Source organism: Amycolatopsis bullii (assembly GCF_014654205.1).
Classification (GTDB): domain Bacteria; phylum Actinomycetota; class Actinomycetes; order Mycobacteriales; family Pseudonocardiaceae; genus Amycolatopsis; species Amycolatopsis plumensis.
Genome location: NZ_BNAW01000012.1, coordinates 144,091 through 168,566, shown reverse-complemented (window position 1 = coordinate 168,566; position 24,476 = coordinate 144,091). Strand labels below are relative to the sequence as shown.

The window sequence follows — 24,476 nt, the reverse complement described above, 5'->3', positions numbered from 1 at the left end:
CCTCGCCGCGGCGCCCGCGCAGCACGCGCACGGGACGGAGGGGCGCCGGGACCGGGGTCGCCGGGCGAACGTGTCCGCGTTCGGCCAGAATGGACATCCGAACCTCCTCGAAACCCTGTGTCCGCCCGTTGTCCCGGGCCGGGAGCGGCCCGTGGATCAAGGTCGAACAGGCGTTCTATCGAACGCCCGTGCGAAGGTCTACCACCTGCCACCGACAAAATCGAGCGGACACGGCGTGTCGATCGAACAGATGTTTGAAATCGTCGTGCCCGGGGGCTAACGTCGGTGACCAGGGCATCTGCCGGGCAGATGCCGCCGGCGAGCCTGCCCGCAACTCCGCGGGCGGCGGCCGGCGCGCAGATACGTGCAGCGAACGTCTGGGAGGCGACGCAGTGGCGAAGGAGAACAAGGCGGGCAGGACCAGTGGGTCCCCCGGCGGCTCGGGCAAGGTGCACGCCATGCCCGAGGTGTACGACGTGGACGAGACCCTCACCGTCCGCCAGCAGCAGGTGCTCGACGTGATCCGCTCGTGGGTGAGCCGGTTCGGCTACCCGCCGAGCGTCCGCGAGATCGGCGAAGCGGTGGGGCTGACGTCGACGTCGTCGGTCTCGCACCAGCTGCGCGCCCTGCAGCGCAAGGGCTACCTGCGGCGGGACGCGAACCGCCCGCGCGCGGTCGGCGTCCTCTCGGCGACCGACGACAACCCCATGGGCATCGAGATGGACCAGCAGCCGGTCATGCCGAAGGCGGCGTACGTGCCGCTGGTCGGCCGGATCGCGGCCGGTGGCCCGGTGCTGGCCGAGCAGGCCATCGAGGACGTCTTCCCGCTGCCGCGGGAGATCGTCGGCGAGGGCGAACTGTTCCTGCTGAAGGTCACCGGTGACTCAATGGTCGACGCGGCCATCACCGACGGCGACTGGGTCGTGGTCCGCCAGCAGCCGGACGCGGACAACGGCGACATCGTCGCGGCGATGATCGACGGCGAGGCCACGGTCAAGACGTTCAAGCGCAAGGGCGGCCACATCTGGCTGATGCCGCACAACGAGGCGTACGAGCCGATCCCGGGCGACGACGCCACCGTGCTCGGCAAGGTCGTGGCAGTCCTACGGCGCCTTTGAGGGGACACCCGGGCTTTCGCACGGCCCGGGAGAACCACCTGATCGGATGATCTTCGGCCGTGGGGAGCCGAAGGTCAGCGGCGGGCTCGGCGGCGCAGCCTGCTGAAGCCGAACCAGCCGAGGCCGACCACCGCGAGCGTGATCCCGGCGGCAGGCAGGACGGGGAGCCCGGCCCCGTTCTCCGCCGAACCGGACGACGCGTTCGCGCCGGCCGAGGTCGTTCCCTCCGCCGGTGCGCCGGACTGCGCGGCCAGTGCCGCCGCGCCCCGCACCGCGCGGAGGGGCTGACCGACGCCTTCACTGCCGGAAATCAGGGTCCCGTCGGGGTCGAACGCGATCGCCTCGCCCTGCTTCTCGCCCGGCAGCGGAATCCGCACCGGGTTGCGCTGCAACGCGGCCAGCACATCTCCGTCCGGGGCCGCGTACACGTAGGCATCCGTGTAAGTCCGCAACGCGACCACGCTGCCGTCCGCCGCCGAAGCACCGCCCGTCACCAGCACCGAGCCGATCGAGCCCACCGGACCGCCCTGGGTGTCCGTCGTGGCGATCTTCACCGTGCCGACCTTCTCCAGGTTGGTCGGTCCCGGGCTGGCCAGGGGACCCGAGGGCCGGTACACCCGGGCCTCGCCGAGGACGTCCTTGGTGATCAGGTACGGCGTGCCCGCCTTGTCCATGATCAGCGCTTCGGTGTCGTGCTGGCCGTCGGGGTAAGTGAGCCGGTGGACGGTGACCTTGCCCTGCGGGCTCATCTCCAGCAGGGCGACCGTCAGCCTGCCCTTCTGGTTGTCACCGGTGTCGGACAGCCACAGCGTTCCGTCGGGCGTCCGGGCCAGGTCCTCGACGTCGAACGGGTCGGTCTTGTCCGTGAGGACCTTCTGCACCTTGCAGTCCCGGCCGAGCACGAACACCTGGACCTTCGTGCCGCCGTCGTTGATCGCGTACAGCTTGGACCCGTCGGAGACCAGGCCGGACAGCTCGCCGATCCGGGAGTCCTTCATCGTGCACAACGGCTCCGGAGCCGGAGCCGCCCAAGCGGGGGCCGCCCCGCCCAGCACGGCCATGAAGACCAGAACGACAGCCCAGCGCACCCAGCCACCTCCGTAGTGTGCGACCCCTTCGGTCGCACACTACGGAGACGTGTCAGGCCCTGGTCGAGTTGGTCTCGTACTCGCGCAAAGCCGCCGCGAGCTCCGGGCGGACCCGCACCAGCAGGCGCGTGCCCTCCTCGAGGTGCTCCTCTTCGAGGACTTCGCCGTCCGCGTGCGCCCGTGCGACCAGTTCGCCGCGCGAGTACGGCAGGAGGACGTCGACCGTGACCTCCGGCCGCGGCAGGCGGTCGGCGATCACCTCGACGAGCTCCGGGATGCCCGCCCCGGTCCGGGCCGAGACCTGGACCGACCCGGCCAGCGCGTGCCGCAGCCGGGCCAGGCTGACCTCATCGGACGCGTCGGTCTTGTTGATCACCAGCAGCTCCGGCGGGAGCGGCTCCTTGCGCTTGCGCGTGATCTCGGCGAGCACCTCGCGCACCGCGCTGACCTGCTCCTCGGGCGCCGGGTCGGACCCGTCCACCACGTGCACGAGCAGGTCCGCGTCGGCGGCCTCCTCCAGCGTCGAGCGGAACGCGTCCACCAGCTGGTGCGGCAGGTGCCGCACGAACCCGACGGTGTCGGTCAGCGTGTAGCCGCGGCCGTCCGGCGTCTGCGCGCGCCGGGTGGTCGGGTCGAGGGTGGCGAACAGCGCGTCCTCCACCAGCACCCCGGCGCCGGTCAGCGCGTTGAGCAGGCTCGACTTGCCGGCGTTGGTGTAGCCGACGATCGCCACGCTGGGCACCTCGTTGGCCAGCCGCCGCCCGCGCTTGGTCTCGCGGATGGTGTCCATGGCCGCGATCTCCCGGCGCAGCTTCGCCACGCGCTTGTTGATCCGCCGCCGGTCGGTCTCGAGCTTGGTCTCACCGGGACCGCGCAGGCCCACGCCGCCGTTCGCGCCACCGGCGCGGCCACCGGCCTGCCGGGACAGCGACGCACCCCACCCGCGCAGCCGCGGGATCAGGTACTGCAGCTGGGCCAGCTCGACCTGCGCCTTGCCCTCCTTCGACCGGGCGTGCTGGGCGAAGATGTCGAGGATCAGGGCGGTCCGGTCGATGACCTTGACCTTGACCTTCTCCTCGAGCTGCCGCAGCTGGCCCGGCGAGAGCTCGCCGTCGCAGATCACGGTGTCGGCGCCGGTGGAGCCGACGATGTCCCGCAGCTCCCGCACCTTGCCCGAGCCGATGTAGGTGGCCGGGTCCGGCTTGGTCCGCCGCTGGATGAGGCCTTCGAGGACCTCCGAGCCCGCCGTCTCGGCCAGGCGCGCCAGCTCGGCCAGCGACGCCTCGGACTGCAGGGCCGTGCCCTCGGTCCACACGCCGACCAGCACGACGCGCTCGAGCCGCAGTTGCCGGTACTCGACCTCGGTGACGTCGTCCAGCTCCGTGGACAGTCCCCTGACCCGGCGCAGCGACGCCCGGTCCTCGAGCTCCATTTCGCCTGTCGACGGGTCGCCGTCGTACAGGTCGTCGTCGTGGTCTTCGGTGTGTGTCAGTTCTGTCATCGTGCCTCCATGTTCCCACGATTCGCCGCGGGAACCGAACTTTTACGTGCTGGGATAGGTGGCGAGGTAGACCGCGGTGCGCTCGGCGCCGGGACGGCGGGGGCGCGCGCGGAACTCCTCGAGCAGGGCGTTGAGCCGTGTTTCCAGCTCCGCCCGTTCCTCGGGGGCCACCTGGACGACCAGGCGCGACTGGTGCACGCCCTCGAATCCGGTCTCGGCGATCTCGGCCAGATAGGCCTCGAGAACCGCCTGTTCCACGCCCTTGTCACCGCATGAGTCGAGTGTCCACGAAAGCCCCGTCGAAAGATACGGAATTTCCCGGGCGCCCCTGGCCCCGCGGCGCGGCGGCTGCGCGGCGAGGAAGCCGGTCTCGACGAGTTTGCGCACGTGGTGCAGCGTCGTCGCGGGGTCCCGGCCCAGCCTTTCGGCCAGCTCCTTGTTCGTCAGCGCCTCCGAGAAGGTCAACCGGATGATGCGCAGCCGTATTCCGGAGGCCAGCGCGGCGGCCTCGGCTTCGGTCGCGGGACGTCGTTTCGCGGGGAGCACCGCAACAGCCTAGAGCGAACACTGATTGACACTTTCCAATCACTCCCGCCAGACTCGGGAGCCATGCACAGGGGGTCACTCTTCCGCCACGCCGACTTCCGGAAGCTCTGGGCCGGCGACGCGGCCAGCCAGCTCGGCACCGCCGTCGGGTACACCGCCGTCCCGCTGCTCGCGGCGGTGACGCTGGCCGCGACGCCGTTCGAGATGGGGCTGCTGACCGCGGCCGAAACGCTGGCGTTCCTGCTGATCGGGCTGCCCGCCGGGGTCTGGGTGGACCGGCTGAGCCGCCGCCGGGTGATGCTCACCGCCGACTTCGCCCGCTTCGGCCTGCTGTTCAGCGTGCCGCTCGCATGGTGGGCCGGGGTGCTGACGCTCGTCCAGCTGCTGGTCGTCATGCTGTTCGTGGGCGTCGCGACGGTGTTCTTCGACGTCGCCTACCAGTCCTACCTGCCCTCGCTCGTCGGGCGGGAGCACCTGCTGGAGGGCAACGCGAAGCTGCAGGCCGTCCAGTCGACCGCCCAGATCGCCGGGCCGAGCGCGGCCGGCGTGCTCGTCCAGCTGGTGACCGCGGCCAACACGGTCCTGGTCACCAGCCTCGGCTACCTGACGTCGGCTTTGTTCCTGCTGCGCATCCGCGCGGTCGAGCCGGAGCCGGAGCACGACCGCCACGCCCGGCTGCTCCCGCAGATGGCCGAAGGGCTGCGGTTCGTCTTCTCCGACAAGCCGCTGCGGGCGACGGTGGGCACGACGGCGACGGCGAACCTCTTCGGCGGCGCGTTCACCGCCGTGTACGTGCTGTTCCTGACGCGGACGGTGGGACTGCCGCCGGCCGTGGTCGGCGTCCTGCTGGCGGTCGGCGGGGCCGGCGGGATCCTCGGCGCGCTCTGCTCGGGGGCGCTCACGCGGCGGATCGGCCAGGCGCGGTCGATCTGGCTGGTCCCGCTGTGCACCCTGCCCGGCCACCTGGTGCTCCCGCTCGCCGCGCCGGGCTGGCGGCTCGTCCTCGCCGGGTTCGGCGCGGCGCTCGGCTGGTTCGGGATCATCGTCTACAACGTGGCCTCGGTCTCCTACCGGCAGGTGATCTGTCCCGACCGGCTGCTCGGCCGGATGAACGCGAGCGTGCGGTTCGTCGTCTGGGGCGTCATCCCGCTCGGCGGCCTGCTGGGCGGCGGGCTCGGCGAAGGACTCGGGCTGCGCGGGGCGATGTGGGTGGCGGTGATCGGCGAGGCGGCGGCCGTGCTGTGGGTGGTTTGCTCGCCCCTGCGGCGCATGCGTGATCTACCGACCGAAGCGAAAAGCGATTCCGCCGCCGCCTAGAGTTGTTTCATGAGTACCCCATACGAACGCCCGCGAGTCCCGGACAAGGTCGGTGTCGACGGTCTGGAGGCCAAGTGGGTACCCGTATGGGAGTCCACCGGCGCCTACCGCTTCGACCGCACCAAGACGCGCGAAGAGGTCTACTCGATCGACACTCCCCCGCTGACGGTCAGCGGGTCGCTGCACATCGGGCACGTGTTCTCCTACACCCACACCGACGTGCTCGCGCGGTTCAAGCGGATGCGCGGGCTCGAGGTCTTCTACCCGATGGGCTGGGACGACAACGGCCTGCCGACGGAACGCCGGGTGCAGAACCACTTCGGCGTCCGCTGCGAGCCGTCGCTGCCGTACGACCCGGGGTTCCGGCCGCCGGAGAAGCCGGGCAAGGACGTCGTGGCGGTGTCGCGCCGGAACTTCGTCGAGCTGTGCGAGTCCCTGACCGTGACCGACGAACAGGTCTTCGAGCAGCAGTGGCGGCGGCTCGCGTTGTCGGTCGACTGGACGACGACGTACCAGACGATCGGACGTGCGTCGCGGCTGATCTCGCAGCGCGCGTTCCTGCGCAACCTCGAGCGCGGCGAGGCCTACCAGGCCGAAGCGCCGACGCTCTGGGACGTGTCGTTCCGGACCGCCGTCGCCCAGGCCGAGCTGGAAGACCGTGAACGCCCGGGTGCCTTCCACGACCTCGCCTTCACCGGGCCGGACGGCGCGGACGTCGTGATCGCGACGACCCGGCCGGAGCTGCTGCCCGCCTGCGTCGCGCTGGTGGCGCACCCGGCCGACGAGCGGTTCAAGCCGCTCTTCGGGAAGTCCGTGCGGACGCCGGTGTTCGGCGTCGAGGTGCCCGTGGTGGCGCACCACCTCGCGGATCCGGAGAAGGGCCGCGGGATCGCGATGGTGTGCACCTTCGGCGACACCACGGACGTCACGTGGTGGCGGGAGCTGCGGCTGGCCACGCGGGTGGTGCTGGGCCGCGACGGCCGGTTCCTGCCCGACGCGCCGTCCGGAGTGCCTTCCGAGACCTACGCGCCGCTGGTGGGCAAGACCGTCCACACCGGACGCGAGATCATGGTGCGTCTGCTGCGCGAAGCCGGTGCCCTGCGCGGGGAACCGCGGCCGATCACGCACTCGGTGAAGTTCTACGAAAAGGGCGACAAGCCCCTGGAGATCGTCGCCAGCCGGCAGTGGTACCTGCGCAACGGCGGGAACGACACCGCCTTCCGGGAGAAGATGCTGGCGCGCGGCGAAGAGCTGGACTGGGTGCCGAAGCACATGCGCGTGCGGTACTCGTCGTGGGTGGAGAACCTGGCCGGCGACTGGCTGATCAGCCGTCAGCGGTTCTTCGGCGTGCCGATCCCGCTCTGGTACCGGCTCGACGCGAACGGCGAGCCGGACCACGGCGCGCGGCTGCTGCCGGACACGCTGCCGGTGGACCCGAGCAGCGACGTCCCGCCGGGCTTCACCGAGGACCAGCGCGGGGTGCCGGGCGGGTTCGCCGCCGATCCCGACGTGATGGACACGTGGGCGACGTCGTCGCTGACGCCGCAGATCGCCGGCCGGTGGAGCATCGACGACGACCTGTTCGCGCGCGTCTTCCCGATGGACCTGCGGCCGCAGGCGCACGAGATCATCCGCACCTGGCTGTTCTCGACGGCGGTGCGCGCGGAGCTGGAGCACGGCGTGCTGCCGTGGCGGGCGGCGGCGATCGCGGGCTGGGTGCTCGACCCGGACCGCAAGAAGATGTCGAAGTCCGTCGGCAACGTGGTCACGCCGGCGGAGTTGCTGGAGCGCTTCGGCTCGGACGCCGTGCGCTATTGGGCGGCGAGCGCGCGCCCGGGCGTCGACACGGCGGTGGACGAAGGCCAGATGAAGGTCGGGCGGCGGCTGGCGACGAAGCTGCTCAACGCGAGCCGGTTCGTGCTCGGCCTCGGCGTGCCGATGCCGGGCGCGGTCGCCACGGAGCCGCTGGACCGGGCGCTGCTGGCGGCGCTTTCCGCCGTCGTTTCGTCCGCGACCGCCGCGCTGGAGGCCTTGGACTACGCCCGGGCGCTGCAGGCGATCGAGACGTTCTTCTGGACGTTCTGCGACGACTACGTCGAGCTGGTGAAGGGCCGCGCGTACGGGGATCGCGGTCCCGAAGCGGCCCAGTCCGCCCGGGCGGCGCTGGTGACGGCGCTCTCGGCGTTGCTGCGGCTGTTCGCGCCGTTCCTGCCGTTCGCGACCGAGGAGGTCTGGTCGTGGTGGCGTCCCGGGTCCGTGCACCGGACCGACTGGCCCACGGCGTCCTCGTCCGAGGGCGACCCGGAGCTGCTGGCGCTGGCGAGCCAGGTGATCGCGGCGGTCCGCCGCGCGAAGACCGACGCGAAGGTGTCGATGCGCACGGCGGTGGAGAGCCTCACGGTGACCGGCCCGGCGGACGTGCTGGCACGGTTCGGCGAGATCGAGCCGGACATCCGCACCGCGGGCGCGATCGCGAACGTCACGACCCGTGAAGGCGGCTTCGCGGTGGAGGCGAAGGTCTGACGCCGGTGGGGCGGAGCGCCGTTCTGCCGCTCCGCCCCACCGTGCGTACGTCGAGCAACAGCTACGGGGGAGCAGTTTGGCCGGATCTTCTTCGGCGAATTCGGCGGCGGCTGGATCACGGCTGGGCAGCAGAGCGCCGAAACTCTCCAATCGTCGCCTTCGCCACGGTCCTGGCAGGGGCGCGGGCAAGCCGAGCCACAAGCGAGAAGTGCGGAGGGCCATCGTGGCCCTGATCGCCACGGCACCCTTTGCCTTTCTTGGCTACACCATCTACATGCAGGAGAGTCCGGGTACCCCGGAGCATCAAGACCTGCTCGATGCGGCCCGCACGACATCGATCTCCGTTCTGGGGCCGCCCGGGGCGGTGATCAAGACATCGGCATCCTTCGCGATCGACAGCGAGCACGAAGACGGCGAAACCACGGTCGACATCAACGTGCGCATCGATGGCGTGGATACGGCCGGCTCCGCAGCCGTCATCCTCTTGACCGGACCGTCGTGGGCTCAGCAGTCAATTCCCTTCGACGGCCCTGCAGAGCCGGCCCTTCCGATCGCTCATGACGGAGCCATTCCGCCGGTCGACGATCCACTGAGGCAGTCGGCTTACCCGATCACCTTCACCAGCGAAGACCTGTTCGAAGCGGAAGGTAAGCCGTTTGCCGACAAATGGCTGCACTTGAAGCTCGATCGCGACATCGAGCGGAAGCGCAACTCCCGGGTCGTGCTGCACACGCCCCGCGTCGAACGACCGTCCGCGTGCCCGTTTTTGAAGTCCGCCACCGCGCGAGACCTCGAGTCGATGAGCGCACAGGAACGTGAGCGAAGGCTGGCAGCCGAGTGCGAATACCTGTTCGCCTGGTCCGGGAAGTCGACCCAAGCAGCAGCCGTGGTCCTGAACAGTGAACGAGGAGAAATCGGAATTCCCGGCGATTTACGAGCAGATTACGTCTCGCCGGCACCGGTCAGGTCCGGCACCCTCGACTGGGAATCCGAGGATCCCCTGGAAGTCGACGGGAATTTCGTTCAGATCAGCCAGGAGACCGCCGGTCAGCGCGTCATATTCTTCGTCGGTATCGGAATCGGCCTGGTGGTCACCGCCGCAAAGAGCGCACTGACCCGCCTGTTCTCGGCTTTGAAGTCGTCCGCGGCAAGACGGATGAACCCGTCGACCTCACAGCGGCGTCGATCGGGGAATTCGAAGACGGGGCGAGGGCTGAATCGCCCCGGATGACCTGACGCCGGTGGGCCGCCGTCAGGAACCGGCGGCGGCCCACCAGGCTTCGTCGAGCTCGCCGCGGGCCACGATCTCCGCCGGCCCGGACAGCGTCGACGCGCCGCGGGACACCGTCACCTCGACCCGGCCGCCCGGGATGTCCACAGTGGACCTGCCGGTGTCGGTGCCCGCCAGGTGGAACGCGGCCGCCACCGCGGCGACCGTGCCCGTGCCGCACGCCCGCGTCTCGCCCACCCCGCGCTCGTGCACGCGCATCCGCAGCGCGCCTTCGCCGAGGCGGTTGATGAACTCGAGGTTCACGCCGTTCGGGAACACGTCGTGGTCGAAGTCGGGCTGGTCGCGCAGGTCCAGCCCGGCCACGTCGTCGTCGAGCAGCGAGACCAGGTGCGGGTTGCCGACGTCGACCGCGACGCCGGAGAACGGGCGGCCGGCCACCACCGTCACCGACGTGCCGGTGATCGTCGCCGGTCCCATGTGGACGGTGACCGAGCGGTCCGGGTGCACCACGACCGGGCGGTCGCCCGCGCGGGTGCCGACGACGAACTCGCCCTCGGCGGCCAGGCCCGAGTCGACCAGGTAGCGGGCGAACACGCGCACGCCGTTACCGCACATCTCCGCGATCGACCCGTCGGCGTTGCGGTAGTCCATGAACCACTCGCCCGCGGACGGCTCGCCGAGCGCGTCGGCGCGCACGACGCGCAGCACGCCGTCGGCCCCGAGGCCGCGTTGGCGGTCACACAGCGCGGCGACCCTCGCCTCGGTCAGCTCGAGGCGGCCATCCGGATCGGGGAGCAGCACGAAGTCGTTCTGCGTGCCGTGCCCCTTGAGGAACTCGATTCCGCCCATGGGGGCAAGATTACCGGCCCAGGGTATCCAGGACGCGCGCGGCCAGCCGGGGATCGGCGCCGTCGAACCAGTGGATCCGCTGGTCGCGGCGGAACCAGGAGCGTTGCTTGCGGACGAAGCGCCGGGTGGCCTGCGCCGTTGCCGCGGCGGCCGCCTCGAAGTCGCCGTCGCCGTCCAGTTCGGCGAGCACCTGCTGGTAGCCGAGCGCCCGCGACGCCGTCTTCCCCTCGCGCAGGCCCCGCTTCTCCAGTTCGCGCACTTCGTCGACCAGGCCGGCCTCGAACATCCGCCCGACGCGCTCGTTGACGCGCTCGTCGAGCTCCTCGGGCGTGCGGTCGACACCGATGACGACCGTGCCGTACCGGGCGGGCCCCGGCTTCGGCAGGTTCGCCGAGAACGGCTCGCCGGTGATCTCGATGACCTCGAGGGCGCGCACGATCCGGCGGGTGTTGGTGGGCAGGATCTTGGCGGCGGCCGCCGGGTCGCGCTCACCCAGCCGGGTGTACAGCGCCGGGGTGCCGAGCTGCTCGGCTTCCGCGTCGAGCCGGGCCCGGACGGCCGGGTCGGTGCCGGGGAACCGCAGGTCGTCGAGCACGGCCTGGACGTAGAGGCCGGAGCCGCCGGCCAGCACCGGGACCTTGCCCGCGGCCAGGAGCCGCTCGATCTCGGCCCGCGCGTGCCGCTGGTAGGCCGCGACGGACGCCGTCTCGGTCACGTCCAGGACGTCGAGCAGGTGGTGGGGGACGCCGCGGCGCTCGGCTTCGGTGGCCTTGGCGGTGCCGATGTCCATGCCCCGGTAGAGCTGCATCGCGTCGGCGTTGACGACCTCGCCGCCGAGTTCGCGGGCCAGGTCCACGGCCAGCGCGGTCTTGCCGGTGGCCGTCGGGCCGACCACCGCGACGGGGCTGTTCACGGCGGCTGACGATACCTGCGGGCCGATCGAGAGCGTCCACCGGAAGTAGGATCACGAGCTTCGAGTGGCCCATCCAGTACCACGGTGCGCGCTGAGCTGCTTGAATGCCGCGTGGGGCCGTAGCATCCGAGCACGGCCCGTGACGACCGCATTACCCGGCCCCGCTTCGCGGCGGGGCGCCCGCACCCGCGGGCGTACAGGCGATAAGGAGCCTGCGATGGCCCAGGAGAACACTTCCACCGGTACCCCGGCCCCGCACCCGGTGCCGCACGCGCTGCACGCCGGGCACGCCGCCCCGCCCGTGCCGCCCGCCGAACCCACCCCGTCGACCTGGGGCCGGATCGACGACGAGGGAACCGTCTACGTCGTCACCGCCGAGGGCGAGCGCGCCGTCGGCGTCTGGCAGGCCGGCAGCCCCGACGAGGGTCTGGTGCACTACGCCCGCCGTTTCGACGACTTGCGCACCGAGGTCGAGCTGCTGGAGACCCGGCTGATCTCCGGGGCAGGCGACCCGAAGCACGCGCTGTCGAGCGCCACCCAGATCCGCGACGGCCTGGCCGAGGCGGCCGTGGTCGGTGACCTGGCCGCGCTCGCCGCGCGGCTGGAGTACGTCATCGGGCACGCCGAGAAGGCACTGGCCAGCGCGAAGGCGGAGCGCGAGGAGGCCAGGGCGGCGGCGGTCGCCCGCAAGCAGGCGCTCGCCGAGGAGGCCGAGAAGATCGCGGCCGACTCCACCCAGTGGAAGGCGGCGGGCGACCGGCTGCGCGCGATCCTGGACGAGTGGAAGACGGTCAAGGGCGTCGACCGCAAGACCGACGACGACCTGTGGAAGCGGTTCTCCAAGGCCCGCGAGGCGTTCAACCGCCGCCGCGGCTCGCACTTCGCCGAGCTGGACAAGCAGCGCGCGTCGGCCAAGCAGCGCAAGGAAGAGCTCATCGCCGAGGCCGAGGCCATCAGCGAGTCGGAGGACTGGGGCGAGACGGCGGGTCGCTACAAGGACCTGATGACCGAGTGGAAGGCGGCCGGGCGCGCGCCGAAGGACAGCGACGAGGCGCTGTGGCAGCGCTTCCGCGCGGCGCAGGACAAGTTCTTCGCCCGCCGGTCCGCGGTGTTTTCCGAGCGCGACGCGGAGTTCGGTGCGAACGCGGCCCGCAAGGAGGAGCTGCTGGTCGAGGCCGAGAAGATCGACCCGGCGGCCAACCTGGAGGCGGCGAAGAGCGCCCTGCGGCGCATCCAGGAACAGTGGGACGAGATCGGCAAGGTCCCCCGCGAGCGCATCCGCGAGCTGGACGGCCGGCTGAAGGCGGTCCAGGACGCGGTCAAGTCGGCGGAGGACTCCCGCTGGCGGAAGACGGACCCGGAGGCCCAGGCCCGGGCGGCGCAGTTCCGCGAGCGGGTGGAGCAGTTCGAGTCGCAGGCGGCCAAGGCACGCGCCGCCGGAGACGAGCGGCGGGCGAAGAAGGCGGACGAGCAGGCGGCTCAGTGGCGTGAGTGGCTGCAGGCCGCGGAAGCGGCGGTCGCGGACCGCTGAACCTGTCCACGGTCGTGAGTGGTAAGGCGGGTTCTGACCCGCTTTACCACTCACGAGGGGCCGGGTGGGTCTCCGTGTCACCCGAAGCGGGGTCGCGCGCGCCCCGACCGGGGGTTTCCGCGCGCTCCGAGCCACCGCCGGTGCTCCACTGTCGATCATGATCAGGACACCCCGCAAGATCCTCGCCGCTCTGGCTGTCGCCGTTGCCCTCGCCGGGCTTGCCCCCGCGCTCGCCGGCCCGGCCGGGGCCGCTTCGCTCTCCTCCGTCACGGAAGCCGGCAAGGGGAAGGTGAAGGTCGAAGGGAAGCTCGGCAAGGACCACGTCAAGGTCAACGAGAAGGTCGACCTCAAGGGCACCCTGCAGGTGCTCGACGCGGCCCGGACCGATCAGACCGTCGAAACCGTCATCGTGCAGCAGCTGCAGGCCGGGGCTTGGGTGAACATCGCCGACACCACCTGCCGGCCCAACGGAGGCTTCTCCCTGCGCCTCAGTTTCAGCGTGAGCGCCACCGTCTCGCTGCGGCTCTACCACCCCGAGACCACGCTCTACGCCGCCGCTTACTCGACCGGAACGCTCACCCTGCGCGTTGGCTGACCCCGGTCCCCACCGGTTCTCAGGACCGCGAGAACGCCGTCCGCATCCACGAGACCGCCAGGCAGATCATCGCGATCCAGGCGATCACCATGCCGAACCCCGGGCCGCCACCCGCTGACCCCGGGGCGTGGGACGACTGCTGGGACCAGATGGCCAGCAGCCCGTCCACCGAGGCGAACCAGCCGCCCGCCGCGCAGACCCAGGACAGCCACCAGCGGCGGGTCACCAGGGCCAGCGCCGAGGCCAGGATGCCGACACCCGTCGACGTCGCCGCGAACAGCTGGGGGATGCCGCCGCCCTCGCCGGCCAGGACCTGCCAGCCCGCGTGGTCGCCGACCCACGGGAGGATCTGGCAGATCAGGAGCACGAAGGTGAACACCGCGATGGTGAACCCGCGGCGGCCCAGCTCCACCGTGCGGGACGCGCGCGCGCCCGCTTCGTCGATCTCGGCCGCCAGTTCGGCCAGCTCGCCGTTGCCTCGGGACTCCGTCACAGCGCACACCCACTCACCGGTTCGGGCTGGGCGGCCGGGGCACCGAAGCCCGGCAGGCCCAGCGTGACGCCGCTCGTCTTCGGCCGCAGCCCGGCCTCCGCGTTGTCGCCGGCGCGCGTGCGGCGGTGGGACAGCAGGTCGCCGTCGGCCACCAGGTGGTGCGGTGCCGCGTAGGTGACGATCGTCTCGACGACGTCGCCGGGGCGGACCGCGCGGTCGACGTGGGCGCCGGTCGGCGTGAAGTGCACCAGGCGCCCGTCGCGGGCGCGGCCGCTCATGCGCTGCGTTTCGGCGTCCTTGCGACCTTCGCCCGCGGCGACGAGCAGCTCGACGCGGCGGCCGACGATCTTCTTGTTCTCGTCCCAGGAGATCGCGTTCTGCAGCTCGACCAGGCGGTCGTAGCGCTCCTGCACGACCTCCTTGGGCAGCTGGCCGTCCATCGTCGCGGCCGGCGTGCCCGGGCGCTTCGAGTACTGGAACGTGAACGCGCTGGAGAAACGGGCCTGCGCCACGACGTCCAGCGTCGCCTGGAAGTCCTCTTCGGTCTCGCCGGGGAAACCGACGATGATGTCGGTGGTGATCGCCGCGTCCGGCATGGCCGCGCGGACCTCGTCGAGGATGTTCAGGAAACGCGCCGAGCGGTAGGACCGCTTCATTTCGCGCAGCACCCGGTCCGACCCGGACTGCAGCGGCATGTGCAGCTGGTGGCAGACGTTCGGGGTCGCGGCCATGGCGTCGATGACGTCGGAGGTGAACGCCGCCGGGTGCGGCGAGGTGAACCGGACGCGCTCCAGGCCGTCGACGGTGCCGCACGCGCGCAGCAGCTTGCCGAACGCCAGCCGGTCGCCGAACTCGACGCCGTAGGAGTTGACGTTCTGGCCGAGCAGGGTGACTTCGAGCACGCCTTCGGCGACGAGCGCCTCGACCTCGGCGAGGATCTCGCCGGGCCGCCGGTCGCGTTCCTTGCCGCGCAGGGCCGGGACGATGCAGAAGGTGCAGGTGTTGTTGCAGCCGACCGAAACGGACACCCAGCTCGCGTAGGACGATTCGCGGCGCGCGGGCAGCGTCGAGGGGAAGGTCTCGAGCGATTCGAGGATCTCGACCTCGGCCTCGGCGTTGTGCCGGGCGCGCTCGAGCAGCGTCGGCAGCGACCCGATGTTGTGCGTGCCGAACACGACGTCGACCCACGGCGCCCGCTTGACGATCTCCCCGCGGTCCTTCTGCGCGAGACACCCGCCGACGGCGATCTGCAGGTCCGGGTTCGCGACCTTGTCCGGGCGCAGGTGCCCGAGGGTGCCGTACAGCTTGTTGTCCGCGTTCTCCCGGACGGCGCAGGTGTTGAACACGATCAGGTCGGGCTTGGCCCCGGCGGTGGCCGGGACGTAGCCGGCGTCCTCGAGCTGCCCGGCGAGCCGCTCGGAGTCGTGTACGTTCATCTGGCAGCCGAAGGTGCGGATCTGGTACGCCCTGGGTGCCTGGTTCTCGGTCATCGGCTTCCAGGGTAACCCTCGCCTCACCAGGCAAAGCCGCCGCCCGTCCGCACCGACGTGCGGTACCCGCCCACGGGTCAGTCGGCGACACCGACGGTGTGCCCGATGGTTTCCGGCGGTCGAGGACGCACAGCAGACAGGCCGCGACGTCGGCACGGACGTACCGGCCGCCCGGGAGGTTGTGGCCGAGGGCGGTGCGGTAGCGGCTTGCCGGTGAGCTGCACCGGCCGGACCGCGGTCCGGTCCAGCCCGCTGTCGCTCAGGGGCGGCGCCGGGGACACGACTCCGGCGTGGCGTTGCCCGCCGGGCCGACCGCGTCCGCACCGGAGACGACGCCGGCGAGGGCCGCCGGGCCGGCGGCGGGCAGGTCGGCGGGCAGACCCCGCCCGGGGTGCCCGGCGGCGGTGGCCTGGTCGAGCAGGAGGCGCGCCCGCAGTCGAAGACCGTGAGCTTCACCGCGCGTCTCCTGCCGCCGCAGGGATCCGCGGCGATCTCCGCAGCAGGTCCCGCCAGTCCGTTGGCCAGTTCGCCAGGCCGACGACCGCCATGATCACCAGGTGGGTGGGTGCCGCGACACTCTGGTAGAGCTCGTCGTGGTTGACGAGGTGGGTGGTGACGGCGCCGGTGAGCACCAGGACCAGGATCACCGCGGCGAGGAACCGGGGCCGCTTGCCCGGCACGACGAGCAGCACCGCGCAGATCCCTTCCAGCGCGCCGACGACGAACCGGAACCAGACCGGGTAGCCCCAATCGGCGAACTTCACGGAGTACGCCGGCCCGGCGAAGGTGGGGCCGGGCCAGAACTTGGTCACGGCGCCCACGGCGAATTCGGCGGCAAGGAACCAGTAGCACGCGGCGCGCAGCCGGTTCGGCCACACTCGGGTGGGCAGGGGTCTTTCCTGCCGCTGGAAACGGATCGCCGCCTCGGCGTACAGCTCGTCGAGTTCGCTCGCCGCGGGGGCCGGGGAAGAGGGCGGCCGCCACGATCCGTCCGGTGGCTGGTCGGTGGTCATGGTGTGGGTGTCCTTTCCGGACATCGGTGCTGTCACCGCTCTGACGGCCGACGGGTCGTGGAGGTAACAGTGCTGGCGGCGGGCCGGTGTGGGCTCCCGGCCGGGAGGGCGCCTCAGGAAGCCGTGACGGCGTGGTGGACCGCGGCGGCCAGCCGGTCGTGTTCGGGGTAGGACCAGTCGAAGGAGAAGCGACGGCGGGTGTACCCGAAGGCGATCCCGCTGACGGGGTCGGCGAACGCTTCCGAGCCCGCGGAACCGTTGTGCCCGAAGGCGTTCGCGCTCAGGAACGGGTAGCGGGCCCCTTTGGCCTGGAATCCCAGGGCGTACTGGCCTGCCGCCCCGGTGACCAGGTCGACACCGGTGGAGTGGAGCATGGCGAACTCGCCCAGGGTGGCGGGTTCGAGCAACGGGGGCCGGCCGGACAGGCCGAACGCCAGGGCCGCGTACATCTCGGCCAGCGCCCGCGCGTTGCCCACCCCGCCGGCGGAGGCCTGGCCCAGCGCGCACCCGCCGGGTGTTGAGGAAGGCCACCTGATCCAGCGGCGGGGTCGAATCGAGGCCGTAGCCGATCCCGGTGAGGCTGTGCGGTCCCGGGACGGTGGCCCAGAACGCCGCCAGCCGATCCGGGTCGGCCAGGCCCGGCAGCACCTCCCGGTACCGGTCCTCCAGCGTCTCCGGCAACCCCAGGGACAGCTCCAGGCCGTAGGGCGCGCACACCCGCTGTTCGTAGTGCTCCCCAGCGACCGGCCCGTGGCCCTGCGGACCACCTCGCCGACCATCGCGAACGTCACGAACCCGCCGTAACCGTAGGCCGAACCCGGCCGCCAGTACGGCCGCTGCCCGGCCAGCCGCCGCGCGATCAGCTGGTCGTCCGCGAGTTCGGCGGCGGTGAACCCGCCGTCGACCCCGATCACGCCGGACCGGTGGGTGAGCAGGTTCCGCACGGTGATCCGGCCTTTGCCCGCCGCGGCGAATTCCGGCCAGGACCGGCCGACCGGGCGATCGAGCTCCAGCGCGCCGTCCTGCACGAGCAGGGCCACCACCAGCGTCGCGGCGCCCTTGGTCGAGGCCCGCGGGCGCGGCGGCCCCGCAGCGCGACGGCCCGGCGGCCCAGCGGCCTGCCGCCCGGCGGCTCAGCAGCACGGCGGCCCGCAACCCGGCAGGCCCCGCAGCCCAACGGCCCGGCAGCCAGCAGACCTACAGCCCGGCAGTCCCGCGCCACAGCGACCAAACGAGACCTTCCCTCAGCTCGGCTGGAAGAACTCCAGCAGCCTCCGGCTCGCGTCTGGGGACATCAGCAGCTCCTGCATGTCCGCCGACATGCGGGCGGCCTTGCCCGTGCGCTCGAACATCTCCTTCTCGTACTCCGCCACCGCCGCTCCGAAATCTCCCCGGTGCGCCGCCAGGGCCGCGCCCAGGACCGCGCCGTCGAGGAGGGCCATGTTTGCTCCCTCTCCCACCGGGGGCATCAGGTGGGCCGCGTCGCCGACGAGGGTGACGGTCGGGTTCGATGGCCAGGTCAGGCCGACCGGGAGTGTGGCGAGGGGGCGGGGTGCCACCGTGTCGTCGGAAGCTGCGGCGATCAGGGCGGTGATCCGGGGGTGCCAGCCCGCCAGCAACTCGATCAGGCGGGCGCGGACCGCCGGTGGGTCGTCGAAGCGGATTCCGTTTGTGGTGAACCAGTCTTCTCCCGTGTTGTAGAAGCTGACGCCGATGCGGACGCAGCCGTCGCCGTTGCGCTGGGCCGCCAGGGACTTGCCGTCGCCGAACACCCAGTAGTTGCCGCGGCCGACCATGGCCGCGAGGTCGGGGTGGGTGCGGTCGATGTCGGGGATCGCGAGCTCGACCGCGTTCTGGCCGAGGTGGGCCGGACGGGCGTCGGTCAGCAGGGACCGGACCCGGGAGTTCGCGCCGTCCGCGCCGACCAGCAGGTCGTAGCGCGCGCTGCTGCCGTTCGCGAAGTGCACGACGCCGTCTTCGGCGTGGTCGAACGCGTGGCCCCAGCGGACCGTTCCCTCGGGCAGCGAGTCGAGCAGCAGGGTGCGCAGGTCGGTGCGGTCGATCTCGGGCCGCGCCATCGGCGCGTCTTCGGGTGTGTCCTCCTGGAGCAGCAGGGTGCCGTCCGGTTCCAGGAGGCGCATGTCCTGCCCCTCCCTGCGAGCGATCGCCAGGAACCGCTCGAGCAACCCGGCCTCGCGCAGCGCCCGCTGCCCGGAATGGATGTCGAGCATGCCGCCTTGGCGGCGGGCGCCGCGCGCGGCGTCCCGCTCGTACACCACGGCCTCGATGCCGTTCACGTGCAGGACCCGGGCCAGGGCCAAGCCGCCCATGCCGGCTCCCACGATGGCGATGGTCATGAATCCCCCTCCGATACGCCGTCCGTCTCGATACACTGTATCGCGGCAGCCGATGTATTGTCACCCCCATGTTGGTGTGGGAGCGGCCGGAGCCGGCGAACCGGCCGGCGCCGGCCCCGCTGAGCCGGGACCTGATCGTCCGGACAGCGGTGGAACTGGCCGATGAAGCCGGGCTGGAAGCGGTGTCGCTGCGCAAGATCGCCGCCGCGCTGGACGTCGGGCCGATGCGGTTGTACGGCTACATCGACACCAAGGACGAGCTGCTCGACCTGATGGTCGACGCGGTGCACGCCGAGATCCGCCCAGCCGGCGAAGACTGGCGGGAGGTGCTGACTTCGGTGGCCGAAGCCACCCGCCGGGCCGTCCACCGGCACGAGTGGTTCGCCGACCTCATCGGCGGACGCCCCCAGCTCGGCCCGAACGCGCTGGCCAGGGGCGAGGCGGTGTTGGCGGCACTGGACGGCGTCGACGTGGACGTGGTCATGCCGGTGGCCGCCGCCGTCGACGCGTACGTGATCGGCGCGGTCCGCCGGGAAATCTCCGAACGGCGGGCCGAGCGCGCCAGCGGCATGGACCAGCGGCAGTGGCAGCGCACCCACGGGCCCTACCTCGAGCGGATGTTCGCCACCGGCCGGTTCCGCGCACTGGAGACGGTCGTCCGCGACGCCGTCCACCTCGACGCCGACCAGACCTTCCGCGCCGGCCTGAACTTCCTGCTCGACGGCATCGGAGCAGGCATCGGAGCAGGCATCGGCGAGGGCGCCGACGCCGGGTAGCTAAGCCCCGGTCAGCATGGCGACCATCCCGTGCGGGGCGTCTTCGCCGAACATGATCGCGTAGATGTCCTCGTCCTCCGCTTCCGCGGCCGCGCGCGCGAACATCGCCCGCTCGTACTCGGCGAGCGCGGTCTCCACGTCGCCGGGGTGGGCGGCGAGGGCCTGCCCGAGTTCGGCGCCGTCGAGCATGGCCAGGTTGGCGCCTTCCCCGTTCGGGGGCATGAGATGGGCCGCGTCGCCGAGCAGGGTCACTCCCGGCACGCGGTCCCAGCGGTTCCCGGCCGGCAGGGTGCAGAGTCGGCGCAGCACCGGTGGCGTGTCGCTTTCGGTGATCAGCGCGGTCAGCTCGGGGGCCCAGCCGGCGAACTCCTCGGCGACCCGCGCCGTCACGGTCGCGGCGTCGGCCCCGGCGAGCCAGTCCTGAGGCTTGAACAGCTGCGCGTACGTGTGCAGGGTCCCGCCGCTTTCCCGGTGCGCGACGAACCCCTTGCCCGGCGCCAGCGCGTAGAGCGCACCGGCACCGGCGACCTTCGCGGCGGCGGGATGCCGGGCATCGCCGTCGAAGAGGAACGTCTCGACGACCGACACGCCGACGTACTCCGGGACGGCGGCGGAGAGCAGCGGCCGGACCTTCGACCACGCACCGTCCGCACCGACCAGCAGGGTCGTGCCGAAACTCGTCCCGTCGGCCAGGTGCACCTCATGGCCGCCGTCGCCGAGGGACCGCACGCCGACGACCTTGTGTCCCCAGTGGACGGTGCCGGGCGGCAGCGAGTCGAGCAGCAGCTGCCGAAGCTCGCCGCGCTGCACTTCGGGACGTTCGCCGGTGCCGTCGTCGGGCTGGTCGAGCAGCACGGTGCCGTGGCGGTCGACGACGCGCGAGGACTCCCGGCCCGGCAGGACGAGCTTCCGGAACCCCTCGTTCAGCCCGGCCGCTTCGAGCGCCGGCTGGCCGTTCCAGGGGTGGATGTCGAGCATCCCGCCCTGGCGGCGTGCGGCCGGTGAGGCTTCGGCTTCGTAGACCTCGGCCGCGATGCCGTGCCGGTGCAGGACGCGAGCCAGGACGAGGCCGCCGAGGCCGGCTCCGATGATCGTGACAGTCATGGTTTCCTCCGATTGGATTGCCGTTCCAACGACCACGCTAGCACGAGTTTGGATCGACGTTCCAATCGTGCGATGATCAGCCCATGGCGAAACGGCGCACGGACGGGCTGTCCAAGGAGTTGATCGTGCAGGCGGCGGCCGCGATCCTGGACGACGGCGGCGAGGCCGCGCTGACCTTCCGCGCGCTCACCGCCCGCCTGTCGACCGGCTACGGCGCGATCTACCACCACGTCGCGAACAAGAGCGACCTCCTCGCGGCGGCGACCGACGCCGTCATCACACGCGTGACGAGCAACGCGGTCGTCGACGCCGAGCCGCGGGAAGCGCTGCGCACGGTCTCACTCGGCCTGTTCGACGCGATCGACGCCCACCCGTGGGTCGGCGCCCAGCTGTCCCGCGAGCCGTGGCGGCCCGCTCTGGTGGAGATCTACGAGCGCATCGGCGGGCTGCTCGAGGCGCTCGGCGTCCCCGAGCGGGCGTTGTTCGACGCCGCGGGCGCGCTCGTCAACTACGTGCTCGGCGTCGCCGGGCAGAACGCCGCCAACGCGCGGCTGCTCGCCGTCGACCAGGGGGATCGCTCGGCGTTCCTCGCCGGCGTGTCGGCGCAGTGGGCCTCGCTCGACCCCGCCCGGTACCCGTTCGTCCACAAGGCCGCGACCCACCTGCGGGAGCACGACGACCGCGAGCAGTTCCTCGCGGGCGTCGACATCTTCCTGGCCGGGATCGCGGCCCTGCCCGACCGGACCGGCTAGCGGACCGCCGTGGGCGCCCAGGCCGCTAGTTCCGCGCGGACCGCCGCGAGCTGGGCCGCGGTCGGGGCCGCCGCCGGTTCCGCGATCAGCGCGTAGTGCAGGCCCGGGGTGGCCGGCAGGCGCAGGCGGTCGCCTACGCGGGTGGCCGAGGCCAGGTCGGTGACCACCGTCGGGGTCATCCCCGCCGGAACGTGCAGTTCGGTCGGCGCCCCGGCGTCGGTCCCCTGCCACACGAGGACGCCGTACCGGCCCGTGCCGGTCAGCGCCGCGGTGGCCGGCATCGTCGACGGGATCCGGTTCCACGTCAGCGTCTGGCTGCCGTCCCGTGAGCGGTCCTCGTAGGTGAACGCCAGCGTGTGGCCCGCAACCGCGGCCGGGTACAGGCGGTCGAGCAGCCGCGCGTCCTGGCGGAGCTGGACCGTTCCGTCGTCCGCCGTGCGGGCCGAGGAGAAGTCCTCGCCGTTCCAGGCGTCGCCGTCGGTTTTGATCTTGTCCGGGTTGTCGTTCATCAGCTCGTGGTGGCGGCCGTTGTAGATGTCCCACTGCCACTGCGTCGCCGACAGCACCGGGCCCGACTGCGCCGGCGTGCGCCACCAGTTCGCGCCCGAGACGCGGGAATCCAGCGCCTGGTACATCGCCTTGTCCACGGTCGGGGTCTTGTCGGAGGTGTAGCCGGTCATCGGGTGGCCGAACTCGGTGACGATCGCCGTCGTGCCCAGCGCGGTCGCGCGGTCCCGGACCGTGCCGAAGCTCGCGCTGTACTGGCCGTCGCCCGCCTTGCCCGGCATGAAGACACCGGACTGGGCGAGCTGGTCGTAGAAGTGCGTGTTGAACACGTACCGCGGGCCCATGACGCCGGTGTCCTGGAAGCCGCCGGGGTGGAGCTGGAAGGAGATGTTGGCGTTCCAGAACATGTTCGGCTCGACGAACGCGGGCTTGTCCTGCCAGCCGGCGGAATCCATCGCGGCGCGGAACCGCTGGAAGAACGGCCACAGCACGTTCTGTTCCCACGCCTTGCTGTCCTGACCGGAGTCGTACCGGCCGGCGAAGGGCTCGTTGTACGGGTCCATGCCCGCGATACCCGCGAACTGGGCGGCGCTCAGGTTCGTGCGCAGGTAGGACATCGTCTGGATGGCCATGCCGACGAACTCGTCCTGGACGCCGCGGGCGTTGTGCCAGAAGTCCTTCGTGGCGTCCTGGACCGCGCCGTTCTGGGTGATGTTCTGGCCCCAGTGCGCGCAGATGCCGCAGCTTTCCGCGGGGTAGCCGCCGAGGTCGACGACCCACTGGGGCGCGCCGTCGCCGGTGTACCAGCTGCCGCGGTTGAACAGGTAGCGGGAGAACAGGTCCTGGTGGAAGTCCGGGAGGATGGTGAAACCCTCCTCCAGGAACGCCTTCATCTGGTCGGTCAGCGCCGCCAGGTACTGCGTGTTCACCGGCCCGCGCACCGGCTGCGTTCCCGCCCACGCGATCGGGAAGCGCACGGCGTTCGCGCCGGTGAGCGCCCGCATCGACTGGGCCGAGCGGCGCGCGTCAACCGCGTTGGCGAACGGCAGGAAACCGTTTTCAGCGAGCTTCGTCTCCCCGGAGACGTTGAAGCCGCGCAAGACCACTTCGCGGCCGTACTCGTCGACAAAGGCCGACCCGCGGACGGTCAAGCGGTGCTGGGGAACGTCTTCGGCGACGGCGGAGGCGACGACGCCGGAGGTCATGGCCACGGCGGTGAGCAAAGCCACGAGCATGCGCATGATGGCGGCTCCAAACATGAAGGAGTTTCGCAAAAGCTAGCGAGCCGCCACCCGGTCGTCAAGGGCCGAACGGAGCGTTCAGGCCGCCTTCCGCTGCCATTGCTGGTTCGTCACGCCGGTGCACGGATACTGCTTCACCGCGGCGCCGTCGGCCGTCGACGCCGAAACGACGTCCAGGCACTTTCCGCTGTGGCGCGCCACCCACCGGACGTACCCGCCGCCAACGGCTTGCGCCTGCCACTGCTGGTTCGCGCCCGAAGTGCACGTGCTCTGCTCCGCCGCCGCGCCGTCCGCCGTCGAGGCGCCCGCGATGCCGAGGCACTTGCCGCTGTGGCGGGCGATCAGGGTGACGTAGCCGTCGCCGAGGTCGAGCACGCTCCACTGCTGGTTCCCGCCGTTGTTGCACGTGTACTGCGTCAGCGCCACGCCGTCGTTGCGGGACGAACCCGGGATGTCCGCGCACTTGCCGCTGTGGCGCGCCACCATCGTCTCGTACGCGCTGCCGGAGCCGACGCCCGCGACCACGCCGGTCGCCGCGTCGACGCTGACCTTCGGGTACCAGCTCATCGACATCGTCGTGGCGCTCGGGAACGAGAGCGGCAGCCACACGTACCGCGACTCGTTGACCGGACGGTTCCAGGCACCCGCCCAGCGGTCACCCAGGTAGAGGTACGACGTTGCCTGCGAACCCTGCACGGGCAGCACGTACGCGGTCTGGCTGCCGAAACCGGTGGAGTCACCGACGTTCGTCAACCCGGTCCACGTCCCGGTGACGCTCGTGGCCGTGGCGTACTTCTGCTGGTTCGGCTGCCAGCCCGTGGCGCCGGAGGTGAGCAGGAAGTAGACGCCGTTGCGCTTGAACAGCGCCGGTGCCTCGCGGTACGAGCCCGGCCAGAGCGTCTTCACCAGCGCCGAAACCCCGGTGTAGTCGGCGGTGAGCCGGTAGACGTTCAGGTCCGCGTTTTCGCGGGCCGCCGACGCCATGTACGCGGTTCCGTCGTCGTCCTTGAACAGCGTGATGTCCCGCGACATGTGCGCTCCCAGGGGGCGGAAGCTGCCGCGGTAGGCGTAGCTGCCGTCGACCGTCGAAGAGGTGGCCACGGCCGCGCGGGCTTCGGCGTAGTCGTCGCCGTTCTCCTTGTGCATCCACATCACGTACTGCCCGGTCGAGCTGTTGTAGATCACCTTGGGCCGCTCGATCTTCGCCCGGCCCAGCTCGGCCGCCGACGACTGCGTCAGCACGTCGCCGCGGAATTCCCACGTCTTCAGGTCGGTCGAGCGGTACGCCGAGACGGCACGGAAGGTGTCGTCGGCGTTGCGATTTTCGCCGAACCAGTAGTAGTACGCGCCCACCTTGAGCAGCCCGCCGCCGTGGGCGTGCACCAGGGCGCCGGAGGTGTCGGTGAACTGGCTCCCGTTGGTCACCGTCACCGGCGCGGCGTGCGCACCGGGCGCGCCGAGCAGCAGGGTGACGAGCAGGAGCAGGGACAACACCGTGCCACGTCGTCGTAGCATGACGGCTCCTTCGCGA

At 71.4% G+C, this 24,476-nt stretch carries 20 protein-coding genes and 1 pseudogene; 8 read left to right on the top strand and 13 right to left on the bottom strand.

The genetic code is table 11. The features are described from left to right. Nucleotides 1-458: 458 nt before the first annotated feature. Entirely contained in the window at nucleotides 459-1,118 is a 660-nt protein-coding gene (lexA, locus tag IE317_RS17030) for a transcriptional repressor LexA (RefSeq protein WP_191311152.1), read from the top strand. A gap of 74 nt (nucleotides 1,119-1,192) precedes the next feature. On the opposite strand, the gene IE317_RS17025 is transcribed toward lexA, so the two are convergent. From IE317_RS17025 to IE317_RS17015, 3 genes are read right to left on the bottom strand one after another with little or no spacing between them, the layout of a single operon-like run. Beyond that, nucleotides 1,193-2,206 carry a hypothetical protein gene (locus IE317_RS17025; RefSeq protein ID WP_373309060.1) on the bottom strand — a complete coding sequence of 338 codons (1,014 nt, stop codon included), beginning with the start codon at nucleotides 2,204-2,206 and terminating at the stop codon, nucleotides 1,193-1,195. 52 nt (nucleotides 2,207-2,258) lie between these two features. After that, the gene (gene hflX / locus IE317_RS17020; RefSeq protein WP_191311119.1) at nucleotides 2,259-3,707 is read right to left on the bottom strand and encodes a GTPase HflX; all 1,449 of its coding nucleotides are present in this window, start codon (nucleotides 3,705-3,707) and stop codon (nucleotides 2,259-2,261) included. A 42-nt stretch (nucleotides 3,708-3,749) separates the two neighbouring features. After that, nucleotides 3,750-4,253 carry an ArsR/SmtB family transcription factor gene (locus IE317_RS17015; protein WP_191311117.1) on the bottom strand — a complete coding sequence of 168 codons (504 nt, stop codon included), beginning with the start codon at nucleotides 4,251-4,253 and terminating at the stop codon, nucleotides 3,750-3,752. A gap of 63 nt (nucleotides 4,254-4,316) precedes the next feature. Between IE317_RS17015 and IE317_RS17010 the strand changes: the two genes are divergently transcribed. The 3 genes from IE317_RS17010 to IE317_RS17000 all read left to right on the top strand — a co-directional run bounded on the left by IE317_RS17010 (nucleotide 4,317) and on the right by IE317_RS17000 (nucleotide 9,324). Next, the gene (locus tag IE317_RS17010; RefSeq protein WP_191311115.1) at nucleotides 4,317-5,570 is read left to right on the top strand and encodes an MFS transporter; all 1,254 of its coding nucleotides are present in this window, start codon (nucleotides 4,317-4,319) and stop codon (nucleotides 5,568-5,570) included. Between the two features lie 9 nt (nucleotides 5,571-5,579). Next, the gene (valS, locus tag IE317_RS17005) at nucleotides 5,580-8,093 is read left to right on the top strand and encodes a valine--tRNA ligase (protein ID WP_191311113.1); all 2,514 of its coding nucleotides are present in this window, start codon (nucleotides 5,580-5,582) and stop codon (nucleotides 8,091-8,093) included. 223 nt (nucleotides 8,094-8,316) lie between these two features. Beyond that, nucleotides 8,317-9,324 carry a hypothetical protein gene (locus IE317_RS17000; protein ID WP_191311111.1) on the top strand — a complete coding sequence of 336 codons (1,008 nt, stop codon included), beginning with the start codon at nucleotides 8,317-8,319 and terminating at the stop codon, nucleotides 9,322-9,324. Between the two features lie 21 nt (nucleotides 9,325-9,345). Here the strand turns inward: IE317_RS17000 and dapF are convergent, their stop codons facing one another. Beyond that, entirely contained in the window at nucleotides 9,346-10,173 is an 828-nt protein-coding gene (gene dapF, locus IE317_RS16995) for a diaminopimelate epimerase (protein WP_191311109.1), read from the bottom strand. A 10-nt stretch (nucleotides 10,174-10,183) separates the two neighbouring features. Beyond that, complete coding sequence (gene miaA / locus IE317_RS16990) at nucleotides 10,184-11,086, bottom strand: tRNA (adenosine(37)-N6)-dimethylallyltransferase MiaA (protein WP_191311107.1); 903 nt, start codon at nucleotides 11,084-11,086, stop codon at nucleotides 10,184-10,186. Between the two features lie 217 nt (nucleotides 11,087-11,303). Between miaA and IE317_RS16985 the strand changes: the two genes are divergently transcribed. Next, nucleotides 11,304-12,617 (top strand): DUF349 domain-containing protein, encoded by a 1,314-nt coding sequence (locus tag IE317_RS16985; RefSeq protein WP_191311105.1) that lies wholly within the window; start codon nucleotides 11,304-11,306, stop codon nucleotides 12,615-12,617. Between the two features lie 157 nt (nucleotides 12,618-12,774). Further along, nucleotides 12,775-13,212 (top strand): hypothetical protein, encoded by a 438-nt coding sequence (locus IE317_RS16980; RefSeq protein ID WP_191311103.1) that lies wholly within the window; start codon nucleotides 12,775-12,777, stop codon nucleotides 13,210-13,212. Nucleotides 13,213-13,231: 19 nt separating this feature from the next. On the opposite strand, the gene IE317_RS16975 is transcribed toward IE317_RS16980, so the two are convergent. From IE317_RS16975 to IE317_RS16955, 5 genes and pseudogenes are all read right to left on the bottom strand, one after another. Continuing rightward, nucleotides 13,232-13,705 carry an Rv2732c family membrane protein gene (locus IE317_RS16975; RefSeq protein WP_191311101.1) on the bottom strand — a complete coding sequence of 158 codons (474 nt, stop codon included), beginning with the start codon at nucleotides 13,703-13,705 and terminating at the stop codon, nucleotides 13,232-13,234. Next, a complete protein-coding gene (gene miaB / locus IE317_RS16970) occupies nucleotides 13,702-15,195 on the bottom strand; it encodes a tRNA (N6-isopentenyl adenosine(37)-C2)-methylthiotransferase MiaB (RefSeq protein ID WP_191311098.1) in 1,494 nt (497 codons plus the stop codon). The genes IE317_RS16975 and miaB overlap by 4 nt, the downstream gene beginning before the upstream one ends. Nucleotides 15,196-15,647: 452 nt before the next feature. Then, entirely contained in the window at nucleotides 15,648-16,208 is a 561-nt protein-coding gene (locus IE317_RS16965; protein ID WP_191311097.1) for a DoxX family protein, read from the bottom strand. Between the two features lie 113 nt (nucleotides 16,209-16,321). Further along, a pseudogene (locus tag IE317_RS16960) lies at nucleotides 16,322-17,260 on the bottom strand (serine hydrolase domain-containing protein); the annotation flags it as partial. 192 nt (nucleotides 17,261-17,452) lie between these two features. Beyond that, entirely contained in the window at nucleotides 17,453-18,565 is a 1,113-nt protein-coding gene (locus IE317_RS16955) for an FAD-dependent oxidoreductase (RefSeq protein WP_191311092.1), read from the bottom strand. A gap of 68 nt (nucleotides 18,566-18,633) precedes the next feature. Here IE317_RS16955 and IE317_RS16950 point away from each other — a divergent pair, with 68 nt between their 5' ends. After that, entirely contained in the window at nucleotides 18,634-19,341 is a 708-nt protein-coding gene (locus IE317_RS16950; RefSeq protein WP_191311090.1) for a TetR/AcrR family transcriptional regulator, read from the top strand. Here the strand turns inward: IE317_RS16950 and IE317_RS16945 are convergent, their stop codons facing one another. Continuing rightward, nucleotides 19,342-20,445 (bottom strand): FAD-dependent oxidoreductase, encoded by a 1,104-nt coding sequence (locus tag IE317_RS16945; protein WP_191311088.1) that lies wholly within the window; start codon nucleotides 20,443-20,445, stop codon nucleotides 19,342-19,344. Nucleotides 20,446-20,528: 83 nt separating this feature from the next. On the opposite strand from IE317_RS16945, the gene IE317_RS16940 reads away from it, so the two are divergent. Continuing rightward, complete coding sequence (locus tag IE317_RS16940) at nucleotides 20,529-21,197, top strand: TetR/AcrR family transcriptional regulator (RefSeq protein WP_191311086.1); 669 nt, start codon at nucleotides 20,529-20,531, stop codon at nucleotides 21,195-21,197. Here IE317_RS16940 and IE317_RS16935 read toward each other — a convergent pair. Together IE317_RS16935 and IE317_RS16930 are read right to left on the bottom strand one after the other, a co-directional pair. Further along, nucleotides 21,194-22,945 carry a cellulase family glycosylhydrolase gene (locus IE317_RS16935; protein WP_191311071.1) on the bottom strand — a complete coding sequence of 584 codons (1,752 nt, stop codon included), beginning with the start codon at nucleotides 22,943-22,945 and terminating at the stop codon, nucleotides 21,194-21,196. The two genes, IE317_RS16940 and IE317_RS16935, sit on opposite strands and share 4 nt — an antisense overlap. A 78-nt stretch (nucleotides 22,946-23,023) precedes the next feature. Continuing rightward, nucleotides 23,024-24,460, bottom strand: a complete 1,437-nt coding sequence (locus IE317_RS16930) for an RICIN domain-containing protein (protein WP_191311070.1) — start codon at nucleotides 24,458-24,460, stop codon at nucleotides 23,024-23,026. Nucleotides 24,461-24,476 lie beyond the last annotated feature (16 nt).

What these genes read in the sequence shown, in the direction of transcription:
- IE317_RS17010 (WP_191311115.1), top strand. Translation starts at nt 4,317, where the DNA reads ATGCACAGGGGGTCACTCTTCCGCCACGCCGACTTCCGGAAGCTCTGG.
- IE317_RS16985 (WP_191311105.1), top strand. Translation starts at nt 11,304, where the DNA reads ATGGCCCAGGAGAACACTTCCACCGGTACCCCGGCCCCGCACCCGGTG.
- IE317_RS16980 (WP_191311103.1), top strand. Translation starts at nt 12,775, where the DNA reads ATGATCAGGACACCCCGCAAGATCCTCGCCGCTCTGGCTGTCGCCGTT.
- IE317_RS16965 (WP_191311097.1), bottom strand. Translation starts at nt 16,208, where the DNA reads ATGACCACCGACCAGCCACCGGACGGATCGTGGCGGCCGCCCTCTTCC.
- IE317_RS16945 (WP_191311088.1), bottom strand. Translation starts at nt 20,445, where the DNA reads ATGACTGTCACGATCATCGGAGCCGGCCTCGGCGGCCTCGTCCTGGCT.
- miaB (WP_191311098.1), bottom strand. Translation starts at nt 15,195, where the DNA reads ATGACCGAGAACCAGGCACCCAGGGCGTACCAGATCCGCACCTTCGGC.
- IE317_RS16930 (WP_191311070.1), bottom strand. Translation starts at nt 24,460, where the DNA reads ATGCTACGACGACGTGGCACGGTGTTGTCCCTGCTCCTGCTCGTCACC.
- lexA (WP_191311152.1), top strand. Translation starts at nt 459, where the DNA reads ATGCCCGAGGTGTACGACGTGGACGAGACCCTCACCGTCCGCCAGCAG.
- IE317_RS16955 (WP_191311092.1), bottom strand. Translation starts at nt 18,565, where the DNA reads ATGACCATCGCCATCGTGGGAGCCGGCATGGGCGGCTTGGCCCTGGCC.
- valS (WP_191311113.1), top strand. Translation starts at nt 5,580, where the DNA reads ATGAGTACCCCATACGAACGCCCGCGAGTCCCGGACAAGGTCGGTGTC.
- IE317_RS16935 (WP_191311071.1), bottom strand. Translation starts at nt 22,945, where the DNA reads ATGCGCATGCTCGTGGCTTTGCTCACCGCCGTGGCCATGACCTCCGGC.
- dapF (WP_191311109.1), bottom strand. Translation starts at nt 10,173, where the DNA reads ATGGGCGGAATCGAGTTCCTCAAGGGGCACGGCACGCAGAACGACTTC.
- hflX (WP_191311119.1), bottom strand. Translation starts at nt 3,707, where the DNA reads ATGACAGAACTGACACACACCGAAGACCACGACGACGACCTGTACGAC.
- IE317_RS16940 (WP_191311086.1), top strand. Translation starts at nt 20,529, where the DNA reads ATGGCGAAACGGCGCACGGACGGGCTGTCCAAGGAGTTGATCGTGCAG.
- IE317_RS16950 (WP_191311090.1), top strand. Translation starts at nt 18,634, where the DNA reads ATGTTGGTGTGGGAGCGGCCGGAGCCGGCGAACCGGCCGGCGCCGGCC.